Source organism: Acetobacter sp. AAB5 (assembly GCF_050106715.1).
Lineage (GTDB): Bacteria > Pseudomonadota > Alphaproteobacteria > Acetobacterales > Acetobacteraceae > Acetobacter > Acetobacter oryzifermentans.
This window is the reverse complement of the sequence record NZ_JBNIEW010000001.1, coordinates 372,943-396,683: the sequence shown is the minus strand read 5'-3', so window position 1 is coordinate 396,683 and position 23,741 is coordinate 372,943. Positions and strand designations below refer to the sequence as shown.

Sequence of the window (23,741 nt, the reverse complement as noted above, 5' to 3'; positions counted from 1 at the left end):
ATGGCATCAGGGAAATGGAAAAAAGGTTTTCGGGTAGGGGCGCTGTGCCTCTGCCCGTTTGCCTGTTTCGGGTTGATCTGAAACAGGAGCCGGGTAAAACCCGGTATGGGCTTGAGACCAAAATTAGGTCGGACCATCAGGCTCGCGGGATGACCACGGGCATGATGGTCCGAGATAAATGGGCGGGGCAGGAGCGACGATGAACGCAATCACTAAATCGTTCACAGGACGGAAGCGGATTCGCAAAAGTTTCGGGCGGATTCCCGAAATCGCCCCGATGCCGAACCTGATTGACGTGCAGCGTGCGTCTTACGAGACATTCCTTCAGGCAAATGTATCGCCTGATGCGCGTACTCCAACAGGTTTGCAGGAGGTATTCCGTTCCGTTTTCCCCATCAATGATTTTGCGGGGCGGGGGCGTCTGGAATTCGTCAGTTACGAATTTGAAGAGCCTAAATATGATGTGGAAGAATGCATTCAGCGTGGCCTGACGTATGCCGCGCCGCTGAAGGTTATTCTGCGCTTGATCGTGTGGGATGTGGACGAAGATACGGGGTCTCGTTCCATTCGCGATATTAAGGAACAGCCAGTCTATATGGGCGATATGCCGCTCATGACAGACAATGGCACCTTTATCGTCAACGGTACGGAGCGTGTTATCGTCAGCCAGATGCACCGTTCACCCGGTGTGTTCTTTGATCATGATAAAGGTAAAACGCATTCTTCTGGCAAATATCTGTTTGCTGCGCGTGTTATCCCTTACCGTGGTTCCTGGCTGGACTTCGAGTTTGACGCCAAAGATCTGCTTTACGTTCGTATCGACCGTAAGCGTAAGCTGCCTGTCACCACGCTGCTGTATGCGCTTGAAGGTGCAGCATCTGAAGCTGCGCGCAAAGCTAAAGCGGCTGAAGGCGGTGATGTTGACTCTATGGAAATCAAGGGGATGGATGCCAATGAAATCCTCTCCTACTTCTATAATGCTGTCACATTCATAAAAACAGCCAAAGGCTGGGCTCGTCCGTTTGACGCGGATTCCTTCCGTGGCCTCAAGCTGCTGGCGCCGCTGGTGGATGCAGAAACCGGTGAAGTGGTGGCGGAAGCCGAAACCAAGCTGACAGCCCGCATGGTGCGCAAGATCGCGGAAAAAACGCGTGAAGTGCTGGTGGGTGAGATCGATCTGCTTGGCCGTTACATCGCCCACGATATCGTCAATATGCAGACTGGCGAAATCTATGGCGAAGCTGGTGAAGAAATCACGGAAGCACGTCTTGCTGCTTTGGAAGAAGCCGGAATTACGGAACTTCCCCTGCTGGCAATTGATGCCGCTAACGGGCCGTGGATCCGTGATACGCTTACAGTAGATAAAAACAGCACGCGTGATGAAGCGCTGATTGATATCTACCGCGTAATGCGCCCCGGTGAGCCGCCAACGGCTGAAACAGCCGAAGCCATGCTGAATGGCTTGTTCTTTGATCCCGACCGTTATGATCTTTCCGCCGTTGGGCGCGTGAAGATGAACATGCGTCTGGATATGGACGTGCCAGACACAGTGCGCGTGTTGCGTAAAGAAGATATTCTGCGCACCATTAAAACACTGTGCGACCTGAAGGACGGTCGCGGCCAGATTGACGATATTGATAACCTTGGTAACCGCCGTGTGCGCTCGGTTGGTGAGCTGATGGAAAATCAGTACCGCATTGGCCTGCTGCGGATGGAACGTGCTATCCGTGAGCGTATGGGTTCTGTGGATATTGATACGGTCATGCCGCATGATCTGATCAACGCCAAACCTGCTGCCGCTGCTGTGCGTGAGTTCTTTGGTTCTTCCCAGCTCAGCCAGTTTATGGATCAGACCAATCCGCTGTCTGAAGTGACGCACAAGCGTCGTCTTTCAGCGCTTGGCCCAGGTGGTTTGACCCGTGAGCGCGCAGGCTTTGAAGTGCGTGACGTTCACCCAACGCACTATGGTCGTATCTGCCCAATTGAAACGCCGGAAGGCCCGAACATTGGTCTGATCAACTCTCTGGCAACCTATGCCAAAGTGAACAAATACGGCTTTATTGAAACACCTTACCGTCTGGTAAAGGACGGCGTGCTGCAGGACGGCTGGAAGTACCTCTCCGCTATGGAAGAGGAAAAGCTGGTTGTTGCGCAGGCAGATGCCAAGGTGAATGATCAGGGTGCGCTCACCAGCGATCTGATTTCTGTGCGGCGTAACGGTGATTTCCGTCTGGTTCCGCCAACAGAAGTAACAGCGTGTGACGTTTCCCCCAAGCAGCTCGTTTCCGTTGCTGCGGCGCTCATTCCGTTCCTGGAAAACGATGACGCGAACCGTGCACTGATGGGTTCCAACATGCAGCGTCAGGCTGTGCCGCTGGTGCGTTCCGATGCACCGTTGGTTGGCACAGGCATGGAAGCTGCTGTGGCGCGTGATTCCGGCGCAACAATTGTTGCCAAGCGCGAAGGTATTGTGGACCAGATTGACGGTGCCCGTATCGTAGTGCGCGCAACAAATGCGGCAGGTTCTACGCAGGGTGTAGATATCTACCGTCTGCGTAAGTATTCCCGTTCCAACCAGTCCACCTGTATTAACCAGCGCCCGCTGGTGCATGTTGGTGACAATGTGCGGGCAGGCGATATTATTGCCGATGGTCCTTCCACAGAGCTGGGTGAACTGGCACTGGGCCGTAACGTGCTGGTCGCGTTTATGCCTTGGAATGGTTACAACTTCGAAGACTCCATCCTGATTTCCGAACGGATTGCCAAGGATGACGTTTTCACCTCGATCCATATCGAGGAATTCGAAGTCATGGCCCGTGATACCAAGCTGGGTCAGGAAGAAATCACGCGTGATATTCCGAATGTGGGTGAAGAAGCCCTGCGGAATTTGGATGAAGCCGGCATTGTGTATGTAGGTGCCGAAGTTAATCCGGGCGATATTCTGATCGGTAAGGTAACGCCAAAGGGCGAAAGCCCGATGACACCGGAAGAAAAACTTCTGCGTGCCATCTTTGGTGAAAAAGCCTCCGATGTGCGTGATACGTCTTTGCGTCTGCCACCTGGCACATCTGGCACAATTGTTGATGTGCGTGTGTTCTCCCGCCGTGGTGTGGATAAAGACGAACGCGCCATGGCCATTGAACGTGCGGAAATCGAACGTCTTGCCAAAGACCGTGATGATGAACGCGCTATTCAGGAACGTTCTTTCTATAGCCGTCTGCGTGAAAAACTTCTGGGGCAGGTTGCTGGCGCTGGGTTTAAGGGCATTCGCTCTGGAACCGAGATTACAGATGCCGTTCTGGATGAACATCCGCGTGCCACGTGGCGTCAGATTGTTGTCGCTTCTGACAGCGTTATGGCGGAACTGGAAACTCTGCGGCGTGAATTTGATGCGGCTATTGCACGTATTCAGGCACGTTTTGAAAGCAAGGTTGAAAAACTTCAGCGTGGTGATGAACTGCCACCTGGCGTGATGAAGATGGTCAAGGTTTTCGTGGCTGTTAAGCGTAAGCTGCAGCCAGGGGATAAAATGGCCGGTCGTCATGGTAACAAGGGTGTGGTTTCCCGCGTTGTTCCAGTTGAAGACATGCCGTTCCTGGAAGATGGCACGGCTGTTGATCTGGTGCTGAACCCTCTGGGTGTGCCTTCACGTATGAACGTGGGGCAGATTCTGGAAACGCATCTGGGTTGGGCCTGCGCTAAAATCGGCCGTGGCATTGGTGACATGGTGGATGAATACCAGCGTAATGGCGAAAAACGTCAGGAACTGCTGGACCGCCTGAAAGATGTGTACGGGGATAAAGTTTACAGCGAAGACATTGCCAATATGAGCAATGATGAGCTGATTGAACTGGCCAATAACCTGCGCAAAGGCGTGCCGATTGCAACGCCAGTGTTCGATGGTGCTTCCATTCCGGATATTGAAGCCATGCTTGAAAAAGCTGGTGTTAATAAATCCGGTCAGTCTCAGTTGATTGACGGGCGCACGGGCGAGCCGTTCGAACGTAAAACAACGGTTGGCTACATCTACATGCTCAAGCTGCACCATCTTGTTGATGACAAGATCCATGCACGCTCTATCGGCCCATACTCGCTGGTTACACAGCAGCCTCTGGGTGGTAAGGCGCAGTTTGGTGGTCAGCGCTTTGGGGAAATGGAAGTGTGGGCGCTGGAAGCATATGGCGCAGCTTACACTCTGCAGGAAATGCTGACTGTGAAGTCGGATGACGTTTCCGGCCGAACCAAAGTTTATGAATCCATCGTGCGTGAGCAGGATGATTTTGAGGCCGGTATTCCGGAAAGCTTTAACGTTCTGATCAAAGAGCTGAAGTCTCTGGGTCTGAACGTAGAACTGGAGCAGGGGGCCGAGTGACGGTGAATTTCGCCACCACCATCCGTTCTTATTTCAAAGGGGAGGCCGGGGTAGAAACCTCGGCTCCCCGTTTCCCGCTGGGGGCTTCGGCACATGAATGAGCTCATGAAAATTCTTGGCCAGACCGGCCAGGCGATGACATTTGATCAGATTAAGATTCAGCTGGCATCGCCCGAACAAATCCGTTCCTGGTCTTATGGCGAAATCAAGAAGCCCGAGACCATCAACTATCGTACGTTCAAGCCAGAGCGGGACGGCCTGTTCTGTGCGCGTATTTTTGGTCCGATCAAGGATTATGAATGCCTTTGCGGTAAATACAAGCGGATGAAATTCCGCGGTATTATCTGCGAAAAGTGCGGTGTTGAAGTTACGCTGGCCAAGGTGCGTCGTGAGCGCATGGGCCATATTCAGCTTGCCAGCCCCGTTGCCCATATCTGGTTCCTGAAGTCTCTGCCCAGCCGTATCGGCCTGATGGTTGATATGACGCTGAAAGATCTGGAAAAGGTGCTTTACTTTGAAAGCTACCTGGTTCTGGAACCCGGCACATCTCCGCTGAAGCAGTATTCCTTGCTGACGGAAGAACAGTACCTTGATGCCATGGATGAATATGGCGATGAAGGTGTTGAAGTTGGCATTGGCGCAGAAGCCATTAAAAAGGTTCTGGAACGCATTGACTGCGATGCCGAAAAGGTAGAGCTGCGGCAGGAACTTAAGGAAACCACTTCAGAAGCCAAACGCAAAAAGCTTGTTAAGCGCCTGAAGCTGATTGAAGCGTTTGCAGAAAGCGGTTCCCGCCCAGAATGGATGATTCTGGATCTGGTTCCGGTTATTCCGCCGGATCTGCGTCCGCTGGTGCCGCTGGATGGCGGGCGTTTTGCAACGTCTGATCTGAACGATCTGTATCGGCGTGTTATCAATCGTAATAACCGCCTGAAGCGCCTGATGGAACTGCGTGCGCCTGATATTATCGTGCGTAACGAAAAGCGTATGCTGCAGGAAGCTGTGGATGCGTTGTTCGATAACGGGCGTCGTGGCCGTGCGATCACGGGTGCTAACAAGCGTCCGCTGAAATCCCTTTCCGATATGCTTAAAGGCAAGCAGGGGCGTTTCCGTCAGAACCTGCTTGGTAAGCGCGTCGATTATTCTGGCCGTTCTGTTATTGTGGTGGGTCCGGAGCTTAAGCTCCATCAGTGTGGTCTTCCCAAAAAGATGGCGCTGGAGCTGTTCAAGCCGTTCATTTACGCCAAGCTGGAAAAATACGGCCACGCCACCACCATTAAAGCTGCAAAGCGGATGGTGGAAAAAGAGCGTCCGGAAGTTTGGGATATTCTTGAAGAAGTTATCCGCGAACATCCGGTTATGCTTAACCGTGCGCCTACGCTGCATCGTCTGGGTATTCAGGCGTTTGAACCAGTGCTGGTTGAAGGTAAAGCTATTCAGCTGCATCCGTTGGTCTGCACCGCGTTTAACGCAGACTTTGACGGTGACCAGATGGCCGTGCATGTGCCGCTGAGCCTTGAAGCCCAGCTTGAAGCACGTGTGCTGATGATGTCCACCAACAACATCCTCAGCCCAGCCAATGGTAAGCCGATTATCGTGCCTTCTCAGGATATCGTTTTGGGGCTGTATTATCTCAGCCTCGAAACACCTGAATTCAAGGTTACGCCAGATCGCTGTGAATATGATGAGAACACAGGTGCTCTGACCAAAGAAGGTGCGCCATCTTTCTCTTCTATTGGTGAAGTGGAATACGCACTCAGCGCCGGTGCACTGAAGCTGCATGATAAAATTCGTGCACGCTTCCAGAAGGTCGGCACAGATGGCAAGGTCACCTACGAAACAGCCGTGACCACGCCTGGCCGTGTGTTGATTGCGCAGATCCTGCCGCAGCATGAAGCCGTGCCGTTCTCCCTCATCAACCGTCAGCTCACCAAAAAGGCTGTGTCTGACGTTATTGATACGGTGTATCGTCATTGCGGTCAGAAAGAAGCAGTTATCTTCTGTGACCGTCTGATGGCTCTGGGTTTCCGTCATGCTGCTAAGGCTGGTATTTCCTTTGGTAAGGATGACATGATCATCCCGCCCGAAAAGAAAGAACTGGTTGATCGCACGGCTGCCGAAGTTAAAGAGTTTGAACAGCAGTATCAGGATGGTCTGATCACAGCTGGCGAACGCTACAATAAGGTGGTGGACGCATGGTCTCGTTGCACAGACGAAGTGCAGGCGGCCATGACCAAAGAAATTTCTCGTCAGGAAGTTGGTAAGCAGATCAACTCGGTGTGGATGATGAGCCACTCCGGGGCTCGTGGGTCGCCGGCTCAGATGAAGCAGCTGGCCGGTATGCGTGGTCTGATGGCCAAGCCATCTGGTGAAATTATTGAACAGCCGATTATTGCCAACTTTAAAGAAGGCCTGTCGGTTCTCGATTACTTCACCTCTACCCATGGTGCACGTAAAGGTCTGGCTGATACCGCGCTGAAAACCGCTAACTCCGGGTATCTTACCCGTCGTCTGGTGGACGTGGCGCAGGACAGCATCATTATCGAAGAAGATTGCGGTAGTGAACGCGGCCTGACGGTGCGTGCGGTGATGGATGGCGGGGAAGTTGTAGCTTCTCTGTCCGAACGTATCCTTGGCCGTACGGTTGCTTCCGATGTGGTGGCGCCAGGCACCAACGAAGTGATCGTTCCGCGCAATCATCTGATTGATGAAGCCGATGCCGAACGGATTGAAAAATCTGGTGTGGAAACGGTTCATATCCGTTCTGTGCTGACCTGTGATAGCCGCGTTGGTGTGTGTGGTCACTGCTATGGTCGTGATCTTGCACGCGGCACGCCGGTCAACATCGGTGAAGCTGTGGGTGTTATCGCCGCTCAGTCCATTGGTGAGCCGGGCACACAGCTGACAATGCGTACCTTCCATATCGGTGGTGCGGCGCAGCGTGGTGCGGAACAGTCCATGATCGAAGCCTCTCGTGATGGTCAGGTTGTGATCCGTAACCGCAACGTTGTGCATAACAGTCAGAACGTGCCGATCGTGATGGCGCGTAACTGTGAAATTCTTCTGTCTGACGAAAACGGTGTGGAGAAAGCCCGTTACCGTGTGCCGTATGGTGCCCGTTTGCTGACAGAAGAAGGGGCAAAAGTTGCCCGCGGTCAGAAACTGGCTGAGTGGGATCCGTACACCCTGCCGATTATCACGGAAAAAGCCGGTAAGGTTGAATACCTGGATCTGATTGACTCCATCACGCTTGTTGAGCGTATGGACGAAGTAACAGGCCTGACCTCCAAAGTGGTGGTTGACTATAAGCAGGCAGGTAAAGGTGTGGATCTGCGCCCACGTCTGCAGCTTAAGGATGCCAACGGTGATGTGGTGAAGTTGGATAACGGTGCAGATGCCCGTTACTTCCTCTCTCCCGAAACGCTTCTGTCTGTTGAAAACGGTACGGAAGTAAATGCCGGTGACGTTCTGGCGCGTCTGCCACGTGAAGGGTCTAAAACCCGTGATATTACGGGTGGTCTGCCGCGTGTTGCTGAATTGTTTGAAGCACGTCGGCCAAAAGACCACGCTATTATCGCGGAAATGGAAGGGCGCGTTGAATTCGGGAAGGATTACAAGTCCAAGCGCCGTGTTATCGTGAAGAACGATGAAACGGGCGAGGAACAGGAATACCTGATCCCGAAAGGCAAGCACATTTCCGTTCAGGAAGGTGACTTTGTGGAAAAAGGTGATCCGCTGGTCGATGGTCCGCGGGTGCCCCACGATATCCTGAAGGTGATGGGCGTAGAGGCTCTGTCTGATTACCTGATCAACGAAATTCAGGATGTGTATCGTCTTCAGGGTGTGAAGATTAACGATAAGCATATTGAAGTTATCGTGCGTCAGATGCTTCAGAAGGTAGAAATTCTGGAGCCGGGTGATACGACATATCTGATTGGCGAAACTGTTGATCGTATTGAGTTCGAGGCTGAAAATGCCAAGAGCCTCAAAGCAGGTGAACGGCCAGCTCAGGGTATGCCGGTGCTGCAGGGCATCACCAAGGCATCTCTGCAGACGCAGTCCTTTATCTCTGCTGCATCGTTCCAGGAAACCACACGCGTGCTCACAGAAGCTGCTACGGCAGGGAAAGTGGATAAGCTGATGGGCCTGAAGGAAAACGTGATTGTTGGGCGACTGATCCCAGCAGGCACGGGCAGTGTTATGAAGCGTCTGCGGGCTATTGCGGCAGAGCAGGATCGCCAACGTGTTGGGCGTTCTGCAGCCGAATAAACGTTGCAAATATGCTTCATGAAGGAAGGATCAGGGGAAACCTTGGTCCTTTTTTCATGTACAGCGTACGCAATTCTTTAAGAATCGCAGGGTAAAACTTGACTCCCAGCGGGGGGAGGGTTAGGTAGCAGCCCTCAGCTCTGGATATCCCTGTGGATAGAAAGAGCAATTAGGTTTTCTGTGTGAGTCTAGCATGCGGTTGGCTTCCGGGGTGGAAGCGGGGCCGGATGCCAACATAGCCCCATACAGGCAAATGCCTGATGGGATCTTTTTTAATGAAAGTCGGCAGTCAGAAATCATGGCGGCCGGCCGAACTGTGTAAGGATCGGGAAAGGCGCATGCCGACCATCAACCAGCTCATTGCCAAGGGGCGCAAGCCTGCGGTCAAGCGCAACAAGGTGCCCGCGCTGCAAGGATGCCCCCAAAAGCGCGGTGTTTGCACCCGCGTTTATACCACGACGCCAAAAAAGCCGAACTCCGCACTGCGTAAAGTCGCTAAGGTGCGTCTGACGAACGGCTATGAGGTGGTCAGCTATATTCCGGGTGAAGGTCATAACCTTCAGGAACATAGTGTTGTGCTGATCCGCGGCGGTCGTGTGAAGGATTTGCCGGGTGTGCGTTATCACATCCTTCGTGGTGTTCTGGATACGCAGGGTATTGCCAAGCGGCGTCAGCGTCGTTCGCTGTATGGCGCCAAGCGTCCGAAATAAGAGGAAGAACAGGTATGAGTCGCCGTCATCGCGCAGTAAAGCGCGAGATCCTTCCCGATCCGAAATTCGGAGATATCGTTGTCACGCGTTTCATGAATGCGCTGATGTACGATGGTAAGAAGTCTGCTGCAGAAAGAATCGTATACGGTGCGCTGGATGCCATGGTGCGTCGTAGCGGTAACGGTGCGGATGCAGTGGTGCTGTTCCACAGTGCGCTGGATAACGTAAAGCCGGCTGTTGAAGTGCGTTCTCGCCGTGTTGGTGGGGCAACCTACCAGGTGCCGGTTGAAGTTCGCGCAGACCGCCGTCAGGCGTTGGCGATCCGTTGGGTGATTGATGCTGCGCGCAAGCGTGGCGAAAACACCATGCAGGATCGGCTTTCCAATGAGCTTCTGGATGCCGTCAACAATCGTGGCGCAGCAGTGAAGAAGCGGGAAGATACCCACCGTATGGCGGAAGCTAACAAAGCATTCAGCCACTATCGCTGGTAATGAAAAAAGCTGCTGCATTTCCTCTTGCAGTGAGTTTGCAGGGCTTATAACAACTGCATCCCGAATGGTTTTTGGGGCATGGAGTAAAAAATGGCTAAGGCTAAATTTGAGCGGAATAAACCGCACTGCAACATCGGCACCATTGGTCACGTTGACCATGGTAAGACCTCTCTGACGGCTGCGATCACCAAGACGCTTGCTGCTAAGGGCGGCGCTGAATTTAAGGCGTATGACCAGATCGACGCTGCTCCGGAAGAACGCGCTCGCGGCATCACCATTTCCACAGCTCACGTGGAATATGAAACCGACAAGCGTCACTACGCGCACGTTGACTGCCCCGGACATGCTGACTACGTGAAAAACATGATCACGGGTGCAGCGCAGATGGACGGCGCAATCCTGGTTGTGTCCGCAGCTGACGGCCCGATGCCGCAGACCCGCGAACACATCCTGCTTGCTCGTCAGGTCGGTGTGCCGGCTCTGGTTGTCTTCCTGAACAAGGTTGACCAGGTTGACGATCCGGAACTGCTTGAGCTGGTTGAAATGGAAGTTCGTGAACTTCTGTCTTCCTATCAGTTCCCTGGCGACGATGTGCCGATCATCAAGGGTTCCGCTCTGGTAACTCTGGAAGATGGTGATCCGGAAATCGGTGAAAACCGCGTTCGCGATCTGATGGACGCTGTTGATGCCTACATCCCGCAGCCGGAACGTCCGGTTGACCGTCCGTTCCTGATGCCGATCGAAGATGTGTTCTCCATCTCTGGTCGTGGCACCGTGGTAACGGGTCGTGTGGAACGTGGTGTGATCAATGTTGGTGACGAAATTGAAATCGTTGGTCTGAAGCCGACCACGAAGACAACCGTAACCGGCGTTGAAATGTTCCGTAAGCTGCTTGATCGCGGTGAAGCTGGTGACAACATCGGCGCTCTGCTGCGTGGCACCAAGCGCGAAGATGTGGAACGTGGTCAGGTTCTGGCAAAGCCAGGCTCCATTACGCCGCATAAGAAGTTCAAGGCAGAAGCCTACATCCTGACGAAGGAAGAAGGTGGCCGTCATACGCCATTCTTCACCAACTATCGTCCGCAGTTCTACTTCCGTACGACTGACGTGACGGGTGTTGTGCACCTGCCGGAAGGCACCGAAATGGTGATGCCGGGCGACAACTGCGCCATGGAAGTTGAGCTGATTGCTCCAATCGCCATGGACGAAGGTCTGCGTTTCGCTATTCGCGAAGGTGGCCGCACGGTTGGTGCTGGCGTTGTTTCCTCCATTATCGAGTAATCGATAGAGGATATGAGCCTAAGTGGCCCCGACCGATTGATTTTGGTCGGGGTCTTACTTGGCGGCCGGGATTCCCCGGATAAGTAAAGTGTTGGACTAAAAAACAAATGGACAACCAGAACATCCGCATTCGCCTGAAAGCGTACGATCATCGGGTGCTGGATAACAGCACGAAAGAGATCGTGAATACGGCGAAGCGTACGGGTGCGCGGGTTCGGGGTCCTATCCCGCTGCCTACGCATATCGAACGGTTTACGGTTAACCGTTCTCCTCACGTTGATAAAAAGAGCCGCGAGCAGTTCGAAATTCGAACTCATCGCCGTCTGCTCGACATTGTTGAGCCCACTCCGCAGACCGTGGACGCTCTCATGAAGCTCGACCTCGCCGCTGGCGTTGATGTCGAGATCAAACTCTAAGGTCCAGACGATGCGCACCGGATTGATCGCAAAGAAGTTGGGCATGTCCCGACTGTTCAAGGAAGATGGCACGCATGTGCCTGTTACCGTCCTGCATGTTGATGATGTGCAGGTGGTTGATGTCCGTAACCAGGAGCGGGATGGCTACGTAGCTGTTCAGCTGGGTATGGGTAAAGCCAAGGTGAAAAACGTAACCAAGCCGAATCGTGGGCATTTTGCTCGCACGAAGGTGGAGCCTAAGCAGGCGCTTCGCGAATTTCGTGTAGCTGATGATGCCGCTCTTGAGGTTGGTGCTACCCTTTCAGCTTCTCACTTTGTTGTTGGCCAAAAGGTTGACGTTACAGGTGTAAGCAAAGGTAAGGGATTTGCTGGCGCAATGAAGCGCTGGAATTTTGCTGGTCTTGAAGCCACGCATGGTGTGTCTATTTCGCACCGTTCGCATGGTTCGACTGGTAATCGCCAGGATCCCGGCAAGACCTTTAAGAACAAGAAGATGGCTGGTCATCTCGGTGATGAACGCGTGACCACCTTGAATCTGGAAATCGCAGCGGTCGATCCGGAAAAGAATCTGATCATGGTTCGTGGCTCCGTGCCAGGAGCGAAGAACGGTGTTGTTCTGATCCGTGACGCCATTAAAAAAGCCCGCCATGGTGACGCGCCTTATCCGGCCGGCCTCGTGAAGGCGGAGGGCTGAGGTCATGGAAATCGAAATCAAGACGCTAGATAACAGCAGCGCCGGTTCTGCAACGCTTCCGGACGAAATTTTCGCCGTTGCGCCGCGTGCAGATATCATGGCTCGTGTTGTGCACTGGCAGCTGGCTAAGCGCCGCGCAGGCACGCATAAGGTGAAGGGCATGGGCGAAGTGTCCGGCACCACCAAAAAGCCATACCGCCAGAAAGGCACAGGTAGCGCCCGTCAGGGTTCGTTGCGTGCGCCGCAGTATCGTACCGGTGGGGCAGTACATGGCCCGGTTGTGCGTGACCACGGTTACGATCTGCCGAAAAAAGTGCGCCGCCTTGGTCTGATCTCTGCGCTTTCTCAGAAGGCAAAAGACGGCAAGCTTATTGTGCTGCAGTCTGCTTCTGGCGTTGATAAGACCAGCGAACTGGCAAAGAAACTGAAGTCTCTGGGTTGGACATCTGCGCTGATCGTGGATGCTGCTGTAGATGAGAACTTCGGTCGTGCCGCCCGTAACCTGCCCAAGATCGACATTCTGCCGACCATTGGTGCGAATGTTTACGACATTCTGAACCACGAGGTGCTTGCGATTACGCAGGCCGGCCTTGAAGGACTGAAGGAGCGCCTGGCATGACGAATATTCTTGCCATTCGCAAGAAAGCCGAGCGTCTTTCCCGTGAAGCAATGTACGACATCGTGCGTACACCTGTGATTACGGAAAAAGCTACGGCGCTTTCTGAAAAGAACCAGGTTGTTTTCAAAGTGGCAATGTCCGCTACGAAGCCTGAAATCAAGGTTGCGGTGGAAACGCTGTTCGGGGTCAAGGTTGTTGGTGTCAACACCTTGGTTCAGAAGGGAAAAACCAAGCGCTTTAAAGGGCGTGTTGGGCAGCGTTCTGACGTGAAGAAGGCGTTCGTTCAGCTTGCGGAAGGTCAGTCCATTGATCTTACCGCCAAGCTGGCGTGACCGAAGGTAGAAATTCATGGCTCTGAAGCACTTTAATCCTGTCACGCCAAGCTTGCGTGGTACGGTGCTGGTTGATCGTGCTGACCTTTGGAAAGGTAAGCCGGTCAAACAGTTGACCGAAGGTAAAAACAAGACAGGCGGTCGTAATAATAACGGTCGTATCACTTCCCGTTTCCGTGGGGGTGGTCATAAGCAGTCTTACCGTTACGTAGACTTCAAACGTCGTAAGTTTGATGTTCTGGGTACGGTAGAACGTCTGGAATATGATCCGAACCGCACTGCATTTATTGCGCTGGTGAAGTATGAAGATGGCGAGCTTGCATATATTCTGGCTCCGCAGCGTCTGAAAGTTGGTGACAATGTCATCGCTGGTGCACGCGTGGATATTAAGCCTGGTAATGCTATGCCGTTGGCTTCCATTCCGGTGGGAACGATTATCCATAACATCGAACTGAAGCAGGGTGCAGGCGGTAAGCTCGCACGTTCTGCTGGCACATATGCCCAGCTCGTTGGTAAGGATTCCGGTTACGCCCAGATCAAGCTGCAGTCTGGTGAGCTGCGTGTTGTTCGTGGTGAGTGCATGGCTACCGTTGGTGCCGTGTCCAATCCGGATAACATGAACCAGCATATGGGTAAGGCTGGGCGTTCTCGTTGGTTGGGGCGTCGTCCTCATAACCGTGGTGTGGTGATGAACCCTGTTGATCATCCGCATGGTGGTGGTGAAGGTCGTACCTCTGGTGGCCGTCATCCGGTTACGCCATGGGGCAAGCCAACCAAAGGGTACAAAACTCGGGTCAACAAGCGGACGGACAGTCTGATTATCCGTCGTCGAAAGACCGGCAAGTAAGGGGCAATAGAAGATGGCACGTTCCGTCTGGAAAGGCCCGTTCGTCGACGGGTATCTGCTGAATAAAGCTGAGGTATCCCGCGCGTCGGGTCGTAACGAAGTGATCAAGATCTGGTCTCGTCGTTCTACAATTCTTCCGCAGTTCGTCGGTCTGACGTTCGGTGTTTATAACGGTCAGAAGTTTCTGCCCGTACAGGTTACGGAAAACATGGTCGGACATAAGTTCGGCGAATTTTCTCCGACCCGTACATTCCATGGGCATGGCGCTGACAAGAAGTCTAAGCGGGGCTAAGCAGAGATGAGCAAGCCGAAGCATCCGCGCACACTCGCGGAAACAGAAGCGCAGGCAGTTACGCGCAACATCCGGGTTAGCCCCCGCAAGCTGAACCTTGTGGCCGGCCTGATCCGCAACAAGCCTGCTTCTCAGGCAGTTGCAACGTTGACGTTCTCTAAGCGCCGTATCGCTCAGGAAGTGAAAAAGACGCTGGAAAGCGCAATCGCTAACGCTGAAAACAATCACCAGCTGGACGTTGACCAGCTGGTGGTGAAAACAGCTGAAGTTGGAAAATCCATTGTCATGCGGCGTTTCCATGCCCGTGGTCGTGGGCGTTCTGCTCGTGTTGAAAAGTTTTTCAGTCACCTGAAGATTGTTGTAGCTGAACGGGCTGCTGAGCCTGAAGCAGCTTCTTCCGAACAGAAGGCGGCCTGAGGTATGGGACATAAAGTCAATCCAATCGGGCTGCGGCTCGGTATCAACCGCACATGGGATAGCCGGTGGTATGCCGATTCCGACTATTCAAAGCTGCTTCATGAAGACCTGAAGCTGCGTGCATTCCTGCGTCGCAAGCTGGTTGGCGCTGGTGTGTCTCGTGTCGTTATCGAACGTCCTGCCAAAAAGCCTCGCGTAACCATTTACGCTGCCCGTCCGGGTGTTGTGATTGGTAAGAAGGGTCAGGACATCGATGCGCTCCGTAAGGAGCTGACGCGTATGGCTGGCACGGAAGTTGCGCTGAACATCGTTGAAATCCGTAAGCCAGAAATCGACGCTACACTGGTTGCAGAAAACATTGCTCAGCAGCTGGAACGCCGTGTGGCTTTCCGTCGTGCCATGAAGCGTGCAGTGCAGTCTGCTATGCGTCTGGGCGCACAGGGCATTCGTATTAACTGCTCTGGTCGTCTTGGCGGTGCGGAAATCGCACGTATCGAATGGTATCGTGAAGGTCGTGTGCCTCTGCACACCCTGCGTGCTGATATCGATTATGGCACAGCGACAGCAAAGACCACCTATGGCACTTGCGGTGTAAAAGTCTGGATCTTTAAGGGCGAAATTCTTGCTCATGATCCGATGGCTCAGGATCGCCGGGCGGCCGAACAGGCTCCTCAGCGCTGAGGAGAGGGATAAAACAACATGCTTTCCCCGAAGCGGACAAAATTCCGTAAAGCCCACAAAGGCCGTATCCACGGCCTTGCAAAAAGTGGCACCACGTTGAACTTCGGTACGTTTGGACTGAAGGCTCTTCAGCCGGAACGTATTACGGCACGCCAGATTGAAGCCTCTCGTCGGGCTATCACACGTGCCATGAAACGTGCAGGTCGCGTCTGGATTCGTATTTTTCCTGACCTTCCGGTCTCGACAAAACCTGCAGAAGTGCGTATGGGCTCCGGTAAGGGTTCCCCAGAATACTGGGTGGCCCGTGTGAAGCCAGGTCGCATTCTGTTTGAGATCGAAGGTGTGCCCCCTGAACTGGCGCGTGAAGCGTTGGCTCTGGGTGCAGCAAAACTGCCGATCAAGACCAAGTTTGTGACCCGAATTGGAGATGCGTGAGATGGTAAAGGCAACTAAGCCAGCCGATTTGCGCGCCAAGACTCCAGACGAGCTTGAAGCTCGTCTGGTTGAATTGAAGCGTGAGCAGCTTAATCTGCGTTTCCAGCAGGCCACGGGTCAGACTGAAGCGCAAAGCCGTATGCGTGCGGTGCGCCGTGAGATTGCACGAATCAAGACGATTGCGGTGCAAAATGCAAAGACTGCAGCAGGTGCAAAAACATCTGCTGCCAATGCCTGAGGAGAGTTAGCCGATGCCAAGGCGCGTCCTGACCGGGCGTGTGACCAGCGATAAGATGGACAAAACCATTACGGTTCTTGTTGATCGTCGCGTCATGCATCCGCTCTATAAGAAATTCATTCGTCGCTCTAAAAAATATGCGGCGCATGATGAAGAAAATATCTGCAAGGTTGGTGACTCCGTGCGGATTGTTGAATGTCCGCCTATTTCACGCCGCAAGACGTGGACTGTGATTTCCCGCAACGGCGAAGTCGTTGGTGCGGAAGCCGGTGCATCGGCCTAACGTAAGGATATTTAGGTTATGATCCATCCCGAGACCAACCTTGACGTCGCCGATAATTCCGGCGCACGTCAGGTGCAGTGCATCAAGGTGCTGGGCGGCTCCAAGCGGAAGTCCGCCTCGGTCGGCGACGTGATCGTCGTTTCCGTCAAAGAAGCTATCCCCCGCGGGAAAGTGAAGAAGGGCGACGTTCACCAGGCTGTTATCGTGCGGACTTCCTATCCAGTCCGTCGGCCTGATGGTAGCGCCATCCGTTTCGATAAAAACGCAGCTGTGCTGATTAACAAGCAGCAGGAACCGATTGGTACGCGTATTTTTGGACCGGTTGTGCGCGAATTGCGTGCGAAGAAGTTCATGAAGATCATCTCTCTCGCGCCGGAGGTGTTGTAATGGCTGCCCGTATTAAAAAAGGCGATACGGTTGTCGTCATCAGCGGTTCCTCCAAGGGGACGCAGGGAGAAGTTCTGGAGGTTCGTCCTTCCGAAAACCGTGCTGTTGTGCGTGGTGTGGCGCTAATCAAGCGTCATCAGCGTGCGCGCCGCATGGGTGAAGAAAGCGGGATTATTACCCGTGAAGCACCCATTCACCTTTCTAACCTGAAGCTGATTGATCCAGCCTCTAAAAAGCCGACGCGAGTTGGTTTCCGAGTGCTGGAAAACGGCAAAAAAGTTCGCATCGCTAAGGCGACCGGCGAAGCTATTGAAGGTTGAGGGGCTACGAATGAGTGCGAAACAGGAAGGTCGTTCCCTGCCGCGCTTTCAGCAGCGGTATGAAAGCGAACTGCGTGCCAACCTGCGTAAGCAGTTTGGTTACAAAAATGAAATGCAGGTGCCTCACCTCGAAAAAATCGTCCTGAATATGGGCGTGGGTGAGGCTGCTGGCGATCAGAAGAAGCTAGATGCTGCTGTTGCAGAAATGGCGCTTATTGCTGGTCAGAAGCCTGTTAAAACAGTGGCGAAGAAAGCTATCGCGGGCTTCAAAATCCGTGAAGGTCTGCCGATTGGCTGTAAGGTCACTCTGCGCCGTGCACGGATGTATGAATTCCTTGATCGTCTGGTAACCATTGCTATGCCGCGCATCCGCGATTTCCGTGGTCTGCCGGCTACCAAAGGTTTTGACGGTCGTGGTAACTTTGCTCTGGGCTTGAAAGAACAGATCATCTTCCCCGAAATCGAATACGATAAGGTAGATGAAATCCGCGGCATGGACGTGGTGTTCGTAACCAGTGCAAAGACAGATGCAGAAGCCAAGGCCCTGCTTAAGGCGTTTGATCTTCCCTTCTTGGGATGATACAGACCCTTCTGGGTGTTTTAATGTGTGATCTTGGAAAACCGTCGAAGGTTTTCGAAGGGTTCCGGAGGTAATTTGTATGGCTAAGACTTCTGCCATTCTGCGTAACGCAAAGCGCGCGCGCATGGCGGCACGGGATAAAGAGAAGCGGGTAGCTCTCAAAAATATCGTTATGGATCGTTCTCTTCCCGTGGAGGATCGGTTTGATGCGTCTTTGAAGTTGGCTGAACTGCCGCGCAATGGTTCGCGCGTGCGGGTTCGTCTGCGTTGCAAACTGACAGGTCGTTCTCGCGGTAACTACCGCAAGTTTGAACTGTGCCGTATTGCTTTCCGTGATCTGGCATCTGAAGGCCAGATTCCGGGCGTGGTTAAAGCAAGCTGGTAAGGGCGCGAGATGTCACTTTCTGATCCTTTGGGTGATATGCTCACCCGTATTCGTAATGCTCAGCGTGCGCGTCACAATGCTTGTGTTGCTCCGGCTTCCAAGTTGCGCGTGAGTGTTCTGGAAGCTCTGCAGCGTGAAGGCTACATTCGTGGCTATAAGCGTGAAGACGTCCGTAAGGGTATTGCTCAGCTGCATATTGAGCTGAAATACACTGACGGTGAGCCAGTTATTCGCGAAATTCAGCGCGTTTCACGCCCTGGTCGTCGCGTATATTCCAAAATTAAGGAACTTCCTCGCGTTTGTGCAGGTCTGGGTGTTTCCATCCTTTCCACGCCGCGTGGTGTTCTTTCCGATGTTGAGGCTCGTGCTGCCAATGTTGGCGGTGAAGTCCTCTGCCGTGTTTTCTAAGGAGGGGTAAATGTCACGCGTAGGCAAGTATCCTGTTGAAGTGCCGGCAGGGGTAACCATCGCTATTGCAGATGGTGTTCTGAAGGCCAAAGGGAAATTGGGGGAGCTGGCTCTGCCGCTTTCTTCACATGTTTCCGTTGATGTGCAGGATGGTAAGGTTGTTGTGCAGCCAGTGGGCACTGCTGCTCAGGCTCGCATGATGTGGGGCACAACACGTGCTCTGATCGCAACGGCTGTTAAAGGGGTTTCGGAAGGTTTTTCTAAGGCTCTGGAAATTAACGGCACAGGTTACCGTGCAGCTGTGCAGGGTTCCAATCTGGTGATGAACCTTGGGTTCTCCCATGATGTTGTGTATCCGATTCCTGCAGGCATCAAGATTTCTACGCCGCGTCCGACGGCTATTGTGGTGGAAGGGATCGATAAGCAGCGGGTGGGCCAGGTGGCTCTTGATATCCGCAGCTTCCGTAAGCCTGAACCTTACAAGGGCAAAGGTGTTCGGTACGAAACGGAAACCATTCGTCGTAAGGAAGGCAAGAAGAAATAATGAGCACTCAGCAGGAATTGCGGAACCGCCGTCGGGCGCGTCTCCGTTTTCAGCTGCGCCGCAAGGCAGGTGGGCGTCCGCGTCTGTCTGTTTTCCGGTCTGGCAAGAACATTTATGCTCAGGTGATCGACGATGCGCAGGGCCGTACTTTGGCCTCAGCGTCCTCCTTGGATAAGGAGCTGCAGACGGATCTGAAAAAAGGTTCCACGCAGGAAAGCGCTGGCGCTGTCGGTAAGCTGGTTGCACAGCGCGCCGTTGCTGCAGGTGTATCTCAGGTCGTGTTCGACAGGGGGTCTTATCTTTATCACGGGCGCGTCAAGGCCCTGGCAGAGGCGGCCCGTGAGGGCGGTCTCTCCTTCTGAGGAAAGGATCACGGAATGGCTCGTGAACCAAGAGAAGGCGGTCGAGGCGGCCGTGAGCGTGAACGCGAAGGGGATGAACTGGTCGATAAGCTGGTAACCATCAATCGCGTTGCGAAAGTGGTTAAGGGTGGTCGTCGGTTTGCTTTCGCTGCTCTGGTTGTTGTTGGTGACCAGAAGGGGCGTGTTGGCTACGGTGCAGGTAAGGCGCGCGAAGTTCCTGAAGCAATTCGTAAGGCTACGGAACGCGCCAAACGTGGCATGATCCGTGTCCCGATGAAGGAAGGCCGTACACTGCATCATGATGTTGCTGGTCACTTCGGTGCCGGTAAGGTTGTGCTGCGGTCAGCCGAAGCAGGGACGGGGATCATCGCTGGTGGTCCTATGCGTGCTGTATTCGAAAGCCTTGGTATTAACGATGTGGTTGCGAAGTCTCTGGGCACCCGGAACCCGCACAACATGGTTAAGGCAACTTTTGATGCGCTGGCACGTTGTGCAAGCCCACGTTCTGTAGCTAGCCGTCGCGGTAAGAAGGTTGCTGAAATCTTCGGTAAGCGTGAACAGGCTGTTGCTGCGGAGGCCGCTGATGTCTGATAAGAAAACCTTTAAGGTTGTGCAGATTGCGTCCGGTAACGGACGTAAGCCTGGACAGCAGGCAACTTTGATCGGTCTGGGTCTGAACAAGATTGGCCGTGAACGCGTTCTGGAAGATACTCCGTCTGTCCGGGGTATGGTACGCAAAGTGGCCCACCTGGTGAAGGTGGAGGATTGAAATGAAGCTCAACGAACTTCGTGATAACGAAGGTTCCCGTTACCGGAAAAAGCGTCTTGGGCGCGGTATTGGTTCTGGTAAGGGTAAGACGTCTGGTAGGGGTGTAAAAGGCCAGAAAGCACGTGAAGGGGTTTCCCTGAACGGGTTTGAAGGTGGGCAGCTCCCTATCTATCGTCGTCTGCCTAAGCGTGGCTTCAAAAACATCTTCCGCAAGGTTTATGCTCCTGTAAACCTTGGCGCGGTGGAAAAAGCCTTGGCTGATGGCAAACTGGCAGCAGGCACACCTGTTACTGAAGAAGCTTTGAAAAAAGCAGGTCTGGTTGGCACTGGCAAATATGCTGGCGTGCGCATTCTGGCCGAAGGTGAGCTGACAAAAGCTGTTACGTTTGAAGTCTCTGGTGCATCAGCTTCTGCTGTTGCTGCAGTAGAAAAAGCCGGAGGTAGCGTTAAGCTGCTGCAGCCTAAAGCTGCTGAAGCCAGCGCTTCCTGATGTTGCAAAAAGGAGAGCAGTGTTCGCACTGTTCTCCTTTCTTGTTCCTTCTCAGAATGTTGTCTGAATTTTTCAGGCGATTGTGCCAGCGTCTCCACAGCCGTGGTGGCGCTGTTTGTATGAAAGGACGGATGCATGGCTTCCGCGGCCGAACAACTGGCTGCCAACTTTAATGTAGGCTCTTTTGCCAAAGCGACTGAACTTAAAAAGCGAATCTGGTTTACGCTGGGTGCGCTGATTGTTTACCGCTTGGGCACATACATCCCGGTTCCGGGGGTAGATGCCACAGTTATGGGGCAGCTTCTGGCGCAGCATCAGGGTGGCATTCTGGGCATGTTCAATATGTTCACGGGGGGTGCGCTTGGGCGTATGACCGTGTTCGCGCTGAACATCATGCCATATATCTCTGCGTCTATTATTGTGCAGCTTATGTCTACTGCTGTGCCTTCTCTTGAGGCTCTCAAGAAGGAAGGTGAACAGGGGCGTAAAAAGCTTAATCAGTATACACGTTACCTAACTGTTCTTATCGCGCTGTTTCAGGCGTATGGGATAGCTGTGGGGCTGGAGAACGTGCATAGCGCTGCAGGCGCTGCTGTTGTTCATCCAGGTATGTTCTTTTTGCTTTCATGCGTAACCACGCTTGTTGGCGGAACCATGTTTCTGATGTGGCTGGGTGAGCAAATTACCGCGCGTGGTGTGGGTAATGGGATCTCGCTCATTATCTTTGCTGGTATTGTGGCAAACTTGCCGCATGCATTGGCAAGCCTCTTCCAGCTTGGTTACACGGGCGCGCTTTCGCCGTTCTTTGTGCTGCTTTTCTTGGTTCTTGCAGCGCTTACCATCATGTTCATTGTGTTCATGGAACAGGCGCAGCGTCGGGTTGTTATCCAGTATCCAAAGCGCCAGATGGGGCAGCGGATGTTTGGAGGGGACACAACCCATATGCCGCTGAAAGTGAATACGGCCGGCGTTATACCACCGATCTTTGCCTCTTCAGTGCTCCTGATTCCGGTAACGATTGCTGGTTTTATGAACGGCAAATCACTGCCGGGCTGGCTTTCCTTTCTGGGGCAGGAACTTGGGCAAGGGCAGCCGCTGTATATGCTGTTCTATGCTGCCATGATTGTGTTTTTCTCATATTTTTATGCGGCCGTTACCTTCAATCCGACGGAAACAGCCGATAATTTGAGAAAGCAGGGTGGTTTTATCCCTGGCGTGCGCCCAGGTGCTTCTACAGCATCGTATTTTGATAAAATTCTCACCCGTCTGACCACGATCGGTGCAGCGTATATGGTGGCAGTCTGTCTGTTGCCTCAGATCCTGATCAGTCACTACAACGTACCGTTCTATTTTGGCGGAACGAGTCTGATTATTATTGTGTCTGTAACTATTGATACGGTGACACAAATTCAGTCTCATCTGGTGGCGCATCAATATCAGGGGCTGATGCGTAAATCGCGCGGCGGTAGGAAGCAGAGGATCATCAGACGATGAATATTATTTTTCTGGGCCCTCCCGGCGCGGGAAAAGGTACACAGTCCAAACTTCTTGAAGAGCGGTATGGGCTGATTCAGATTTCTACGGGCGATATGCTGCGCGCAGAAGTGGCCAAGGGATCTGAAACAGGAAAGCAGGCAAAAGCTCTTATGGATGCCGGGAAACTGGTTCCTGATGAGTTGATTATTGCGATGCTGAAAAGCCGGATTGCGCAGGCGGATTGCCAGAATGGTTTCATTCTGGATGGTTTTCCGCGCACGCTGGCGCAGGCTGAAGAGCTGGACAGCATGCTTTCTTCAGACGGGAAGAAAATTGATACTGTCCTCTTCCTGGATGTGGACGAAGAAATTCTGGCAGATCGGATTTCCGGTCGCTTTACTTGTGGCAACTGCGGCAAGACGTACAACGAGGTCTCTAACCCACCCAAGGTGGATGGGGTCTGTGATTCTTGCGGTAGCCATGAGTTCAAGCGCCGGGCGGACGATAAGCGGGAAACCGTTGTTGAACGGCTGAAAGAGTACCGGAAACTGACGGCGCCGATTCTGCCGTTTTATGAAAAAACCGGACGGCTGCACAAAATTAACGGCATGCTGTCGGCCCCTGAAGTGACAGGCGAAATCGAAGATGCGCTTGCCAGCGAGGGGTTGATCACGAAAAAGTGATCCGTTTTCGTTGACTTGTGGCGGTGGCCGGTATATTTCGCGGCCACCAAGTGAAATCTGCCCCAAGGGCTATGAGCGTTCGTGGTTAAGGCGGGCGAACAGGAGTATAAGGCGTGGCACGTATTGCCGGCGTGAATGTCCCGACCAACAAACGGGTTGTTATCGGGCTTCAGTATATTTACGGGATTGGCGCAACTAAGGCTGCTGAAATCTGCAAGGCTCTGGAAATTCCAGAAGCAAAGCGGGTAAACGAGCTGAGCGATGACGAAATCCTGAAGGTGCGTGAACTGATCGACAGCAAGTATCGCGTTGAAGGCGATCTGCGTCGTGAAATCGCAATGAACATCAAGCGTCTGATGGATCTGGGCTGCTACCGCGGTCTGCGCCATCGTCGTGGTCTGCCTGTGCACGGTCAGCGCACACACACCAATGCTCGCACGCGCAAGGGCAAGGCTGTGGCGATTGCAGGCAAGAAAAAAGCAACGCGCTAATCCAACTGGTTAGGATGTCTAACCCTGCTGCGGCAGGCTCTGGGCAGGGACTGAGGTAGAAAAGACATGGCGAAAGCCGCAACTCCGCGTATTCGCAAAAAAGAGCGTAAGAACATTATTTCTGGCGTGGCGCATGTGCTCTCCACGTTCAACAACACCATGATCACCATCTCTGATGCACAGGGGAATGCCATTTCTTGGTCTTCCGCTGGCGCGCAGGGTTTTAAGGGGTCTCGGAAATCTACGCCTTATGCGGCGCAGGTTGCGGCGGAAGACGCAGGTCGCAAGGCTCGCGAACATGGTATGGAAACTCTGGAAATCGAAGTTTCCGGTCCTGGGTCAGGGCGTGAAAGCGCACTGCGTGCTTTGCAGGCTGTTGGTTTCACCATCACCTCCATCCGCGATATGACGCCGGTTCCGCACAATGGTTGCCGCCCGCGTAAGCGTCGCCGCGTCTAAGTCCTGAGCA

At 53.3% G+C, this 23,741-nt stretch carries 30 protein-coding genes; all 30 read left to right on the top strand.

What is annotated here, in order from left to right:
• The first annotated feature begins 199 nt into the window (after positions 1-199).
• Positions 200-4,372: a DNA-directed RNA polymerase subunit beta gene (gene rpoB / locus ACP7IZ_RS01850; RefSeq protein WP_035351617.1), complete on the top strand. Its 4,173-nt coding sequence runs from the start codon at positions 200-202 to the stop codon at positions 4,370-4,372.
• A 93-nt stretch (positions 4,373-4,465) separates the two neighbouring features.
• On the top strand, positions 4,466-8,641 hold the full coding sequence (gene rpoC, locus ACP7IZ_RS01845; protein ID WP_426847595.1) for a DNA-directed RNA polymerase subunit beta': 4,176 nt from the start codon (positions 4,466-4,468) through the stop codon (positions 8,639-8,641).
• A gap of 338 nt (positions 8,642-8,979) precedes the next feature.
• Positions 8,980-9,351 carry a 30S ribosomal protein S12 gene (gene rpsL / locus ACP7IZ_RS01840; protein WP_003622698.1) on the top strand — a complete coding sequence of 124 codons (372 nt, stop codon included), beginning with the start codon at positions 8,980-8,982 and terminating at the stop codon, positions 9,349-9,351.
• Positions 9,352-9,365: 14 nt separating this feature from the next.
• Positions 9,366-9,842: a 30S ribosomal protein S7 gene (rpsG, locus tag ACP7IZ_RS01835; RefSeq protein WP_006116053.1), complete on the top strand. Its 477-nt coding sequence runs from the start codon at positions 9,366-9,368 to the stop codon at positions 9,840-9,842.
• A gap of 90 nt (positions 9,843-9,932) precedes the next feature.
• Positions 9,933-11,123 carry an elongation factor Tu gene (tuf, locus tag ACP7IZ_RS01830; RefSeq protein ID WP_426847594.1) on the top strand — a complete coding sequence of 397 codons (1,191 nt, stop codon included), beginning with the start codon at positions 9,933-9,935 and terminating at the stop codon, positions 11,121-11,123.
• Positions 11,124-11,230: 107 nt separating this feature from the next.
• Positions 11,231-11,539, top strand: a complete 309-nt coding sequence (rpsJ, locus tag ACP7IZ_RS01825) for a 30S ribosomal protein S10 (protein WP_007282720.1) — start codon at positions 11,231-11,233, stop codon at positions 11,537-11,539.
• A 10-nt stretch (positions 11,540-11,549) separates the two neighbouring features.
• The gene (rplC, locus tag ACP7IZ_RS01820) at positions 11,550-12,233 is read left to right on the top strand and encodes a 50S ribosomal protein L3 (protein ID WP_003622704.1); all 684 of its coding nucleotides are present in this window, start codon (positions 11,550-11,552) and stop codon (positions 12,231-12,233) included.
• A 4-nt stretch (positions 12,234-12,237) separates the two neighbouring features.
• Positions 12,238-12,852, top strand: a complete 615-nt coding sequence (gene rplD / locus ACP7IZ_RS01815; RefSeq protein WP_003622706.1) for a 50S ribosomal protein L4 — start codon at positions 12,238-12,240, stop codon at positions 12,850-12,852.
• Positions 12,849-13,184 (top strand): 50S ribosomal protein L23, encoded by a 336-nt coding sequence (locus ACP7IZ_RS01810; RefSeq protein WP_003622708.1) that lies wholly within the window; start codon positions 12,849-12,851, stop codon positions 13,182-13,184. The genes rplD and ACP7IZ_RS01810 overlap by 4 nt, the downstream gene beginning before the upstream one ends.
• A gap of 16 nt (positions 13,185-13,200) precedes the next feature.
• Positions 13,201-14,031, top strand: a complete 831-nt coding sequence (gene rplB / locus ACP7IZ_RS01805; RefSeq protein ID WP_003628218.1) for a 50S ribosomal protein L2 — start codon at positions 13,201-13,203, stop codon at positions 14,029-14,031.
• 13 nt (positions 14,032-14,044) lie between these two features.
• Positions 14,045-14,323, top strand: coding sequence for a 30S ribosomal protein S19 (gene rpsS, locus ACP7IZ_RS01800; RefSeq protein WP_012812769.1), 279 nt, complete (start codon positions 14,045-14,047; stop codon positions 14,321-14,323).
• A gap of 6 nt (positions 14,324-14,329) precedes the next feature.
• Complete coding sequence (gene rplV, locus ACP7IZ_RS01795; protein WP_003622713.1) at positions 14,330-14,740, top strand: 50S ribosomal protein L22; 411 nt, start codon at positions 14,330-14,332, stop codon at positions 14,738-14,740.
• A 3-nt stretch (positions 14,741-14,743) separates the two neighbouring features.
• Positions 14,744-15,421: a 30S ribosomal protein S3 gene (gene rpsC / locus ACP7IZ_RS01790; protein WP_003622715.1), complete on the top strand. Its 678-nt coding sequence runs from the start codon at positions 14,744-14,746 to the stop codon at positions 15,419-15,421.
• A gap of 18 nt (positions 15,422-15,439) precedes the next feature.
• Entirely contained in the window at positions 15,440-15,856 is a 417-nt protein-coding gene (gene rplP, locus ACP7IZ_RS01785; RefSeq protein WP_035351612.1) for a 50S ribosomal protein L16, read from the top strand.
• Position 15,857: 1 nt separating this feature from the next.
• Complete coding sequence (gene rpmC, locus ACP7IZ_RS01780; RefSeq protein ID WP_003622719.1) at positions 15,858-16,094, top strand: 50S ribosomal protein L29; 237 nt, start codon at positions 15,858-15,860, stop codon at positions 16,092-16,094.
• 13 nt (positions 16,095-16,107) lie between these two features.
• Positions 16,108-16,377 carry a 30S ribosomal protein S17 gene (rpsQ, locus tag ACP7IZ_RS01775; RefSeq protein WP_006116046.1) on the top strand — a complete coding sequence of 90 codons (270 nt, stop codon included), beginning with the start codon at positions 16,108-16,110 and terminating at the stop codon, positions 16,375-16,377.
• A gap of 18 nt (positions 16,378-16,395) precedes the next feature.
• Entirely contained in the window at positions 16,396-16,764 is a 369-nt protein-coding gene (rplN, locus tag ACP7IZ_RS01770; RefSeq protein ID WP_012812770.1) for a 50S ribosomal protein L14, read from the top strand.
• Complete coding sequence (rplX, locus tag ACP7IZ_RS01765) at positions 16,764-17,084, top strand: 50S ribosomal protein L24 (RefSeq protein ID WP_003622726.1); 321 nt, start codon at positions 16,764-16,766, stop codon at positions 17,082-17,084. Before rplN ends, rplX begins: the two co-directional genes overlap by 1 nt.
• Positions 17,085-17,094: 10 nt before the next feature.
• Positions 17,095-17,664 carry a 50S ribosomal protein L5 gene (gene rplE / locus ACP7IZ_RS01760; protein WP_003622727.1) on the top strand — a complete coding sequence of 190 codons (570 nt, stop codon included), beginning with the start codon at positions 17,095-17,097 and terminating at the stop codon, positions 17,662-17,664.
• Between the two features lie 79 nt (positions 17,665-17,743).
• A complete protein-coding gene (rpsN, locus tag ACP7IZ_RS01755) occupies positions 17,744-18,049 on the top strand; it encodes a 30S ribosomal protein S14 (RefSeq protein ID WP_003622728.1) in 306 nt (101 codons plus the stop codon).
• 9 nt (positions 18,050-18,058) lie between these two features.
• A complete protein-coding gene (gene rpsH, locus ACP7IZ_RS01750; protein ID WP_003622730.1) occupies positions 18,059-18,457 on the top strand; it encodes a 30S ribosomal protein S8 in 399 nt (132 codons plus the stop codon).
• A 10-nt stretch (positions 18,458-18,467) separates the two neighbouring features.
• Positions 18,468-19,001: a 50S ribosomal protein L6 gene (gene rplF / locus ACP7IZ_RS01745; protein ID WP_003622732.1), complete on the top strand. Its 534-nt coding sequence runs from the start codon at positions 18,468-18,470 to the stop codon at positions 18,999-19,001.
• Positions 19,001-19,363, top strand: coding sequence for a 50S ribosomal protein L18 (gene rplR / locus ACP7IZ_RS01740; RefSeq protein ID WP_019090051.1), 363 nt, complete (start codon positions 19,001-19,003; stop codon positions 19,361-19,363). Before rplF ends, rplR begins: the two co-directional genes overlap by 1 nt.
• A 15-nt stretch (positions 19,364-19,378) precedes the next feature.
• On the top strand, positions 19,379-19,954 hold the full coding sequence (gene rpsE, locus ACP7IZ_RS01735; protein ID WP_006116042.1) for a 30S ribosomal protein S5: 576 nt from the start codon (positions 19,379-19,381) through the stop codon (positions 19,952-19,954).
• Positions 19,947-20,132 (top strand): 50S ribosomal protein L30, encoded by a 186-nt coding sequence (gene rpmD / locus ACP7IZ_RS01730; RefSeq protein ID WP_003622738.1) that lies wholly within the window; start codon positions 19,947-19,949, stop codon positions 20,130-20,132. Before rpsE ends, rpmD begins: the two co-directional genes overlap by 8 nt.
• A gap of 1 nt (position 20,133) precedes the next feature.
• A complete protein-coding gene (gene rplO / locus ACP7IZ_RS01725; RefSeq protein ID WP_006116040.1) occupies positions 20,134-20,622 on the top strand; it encodes a 50S ribosomal protein L15 in 489 nt (162 codons plus the stop codon).
• A 135-nt stretch (positions 20,623-20,757) separates the two neighbouring features.
• Positions 20,758-22,116: a preprotein translocase subunit SecY gene (secY, locus tag ACP7IZ_RS01720; protein ID WP_003628215.1), complete on the top strand. Its 1,359-nt coding sequence runs from the start codon at positions 20,758-20,760 to the stop codon at positions 22,114-22,116.
• Positions 22,113-22,781, top strand: a complete 669-nt coding sequence (locus tag ACP7IZ_RS01715; protein WP_063353862.1) for an adenylate kinase — start codon at positions 22,113-22,115, stop codon at positions 22,779-22,781. The genes secY and ACP7IZ_RS01715 overlap by 4 nt, the downstream gene beginning before the upstream one ends.
• A gap of 113 nt (positions 22,782-22,894) precedes the next feature.
• Positions 22,895-23,272: a 30S ribosomal protein S13 gene (gene rpsM, locus ACP7IZ_RS01710; RefSeq protein ID WP_006116037.1), complete on the top strand. Its 378-nt coding sequence runs from the start codon at positions 22,895-22,897 to the stop codon at positions 23,270-23,272.
• Positions 23,273-23,338: 66 nt separating this feature from the next.
• On the top strand, positions 23,339-23,731 hold the full coding sequence (gene rpsK / locus ACP7IZ_RS01705; protein WP_003622750.1) for a 30S ribosomal protein S11: 393 nt from the start codon (positions 23,339-23,341) through the stop codon (positions 23,729-23,731).
• The last annotated feature ends 10 nt before the right edge of the window (positions 23,732-23,741 follow it).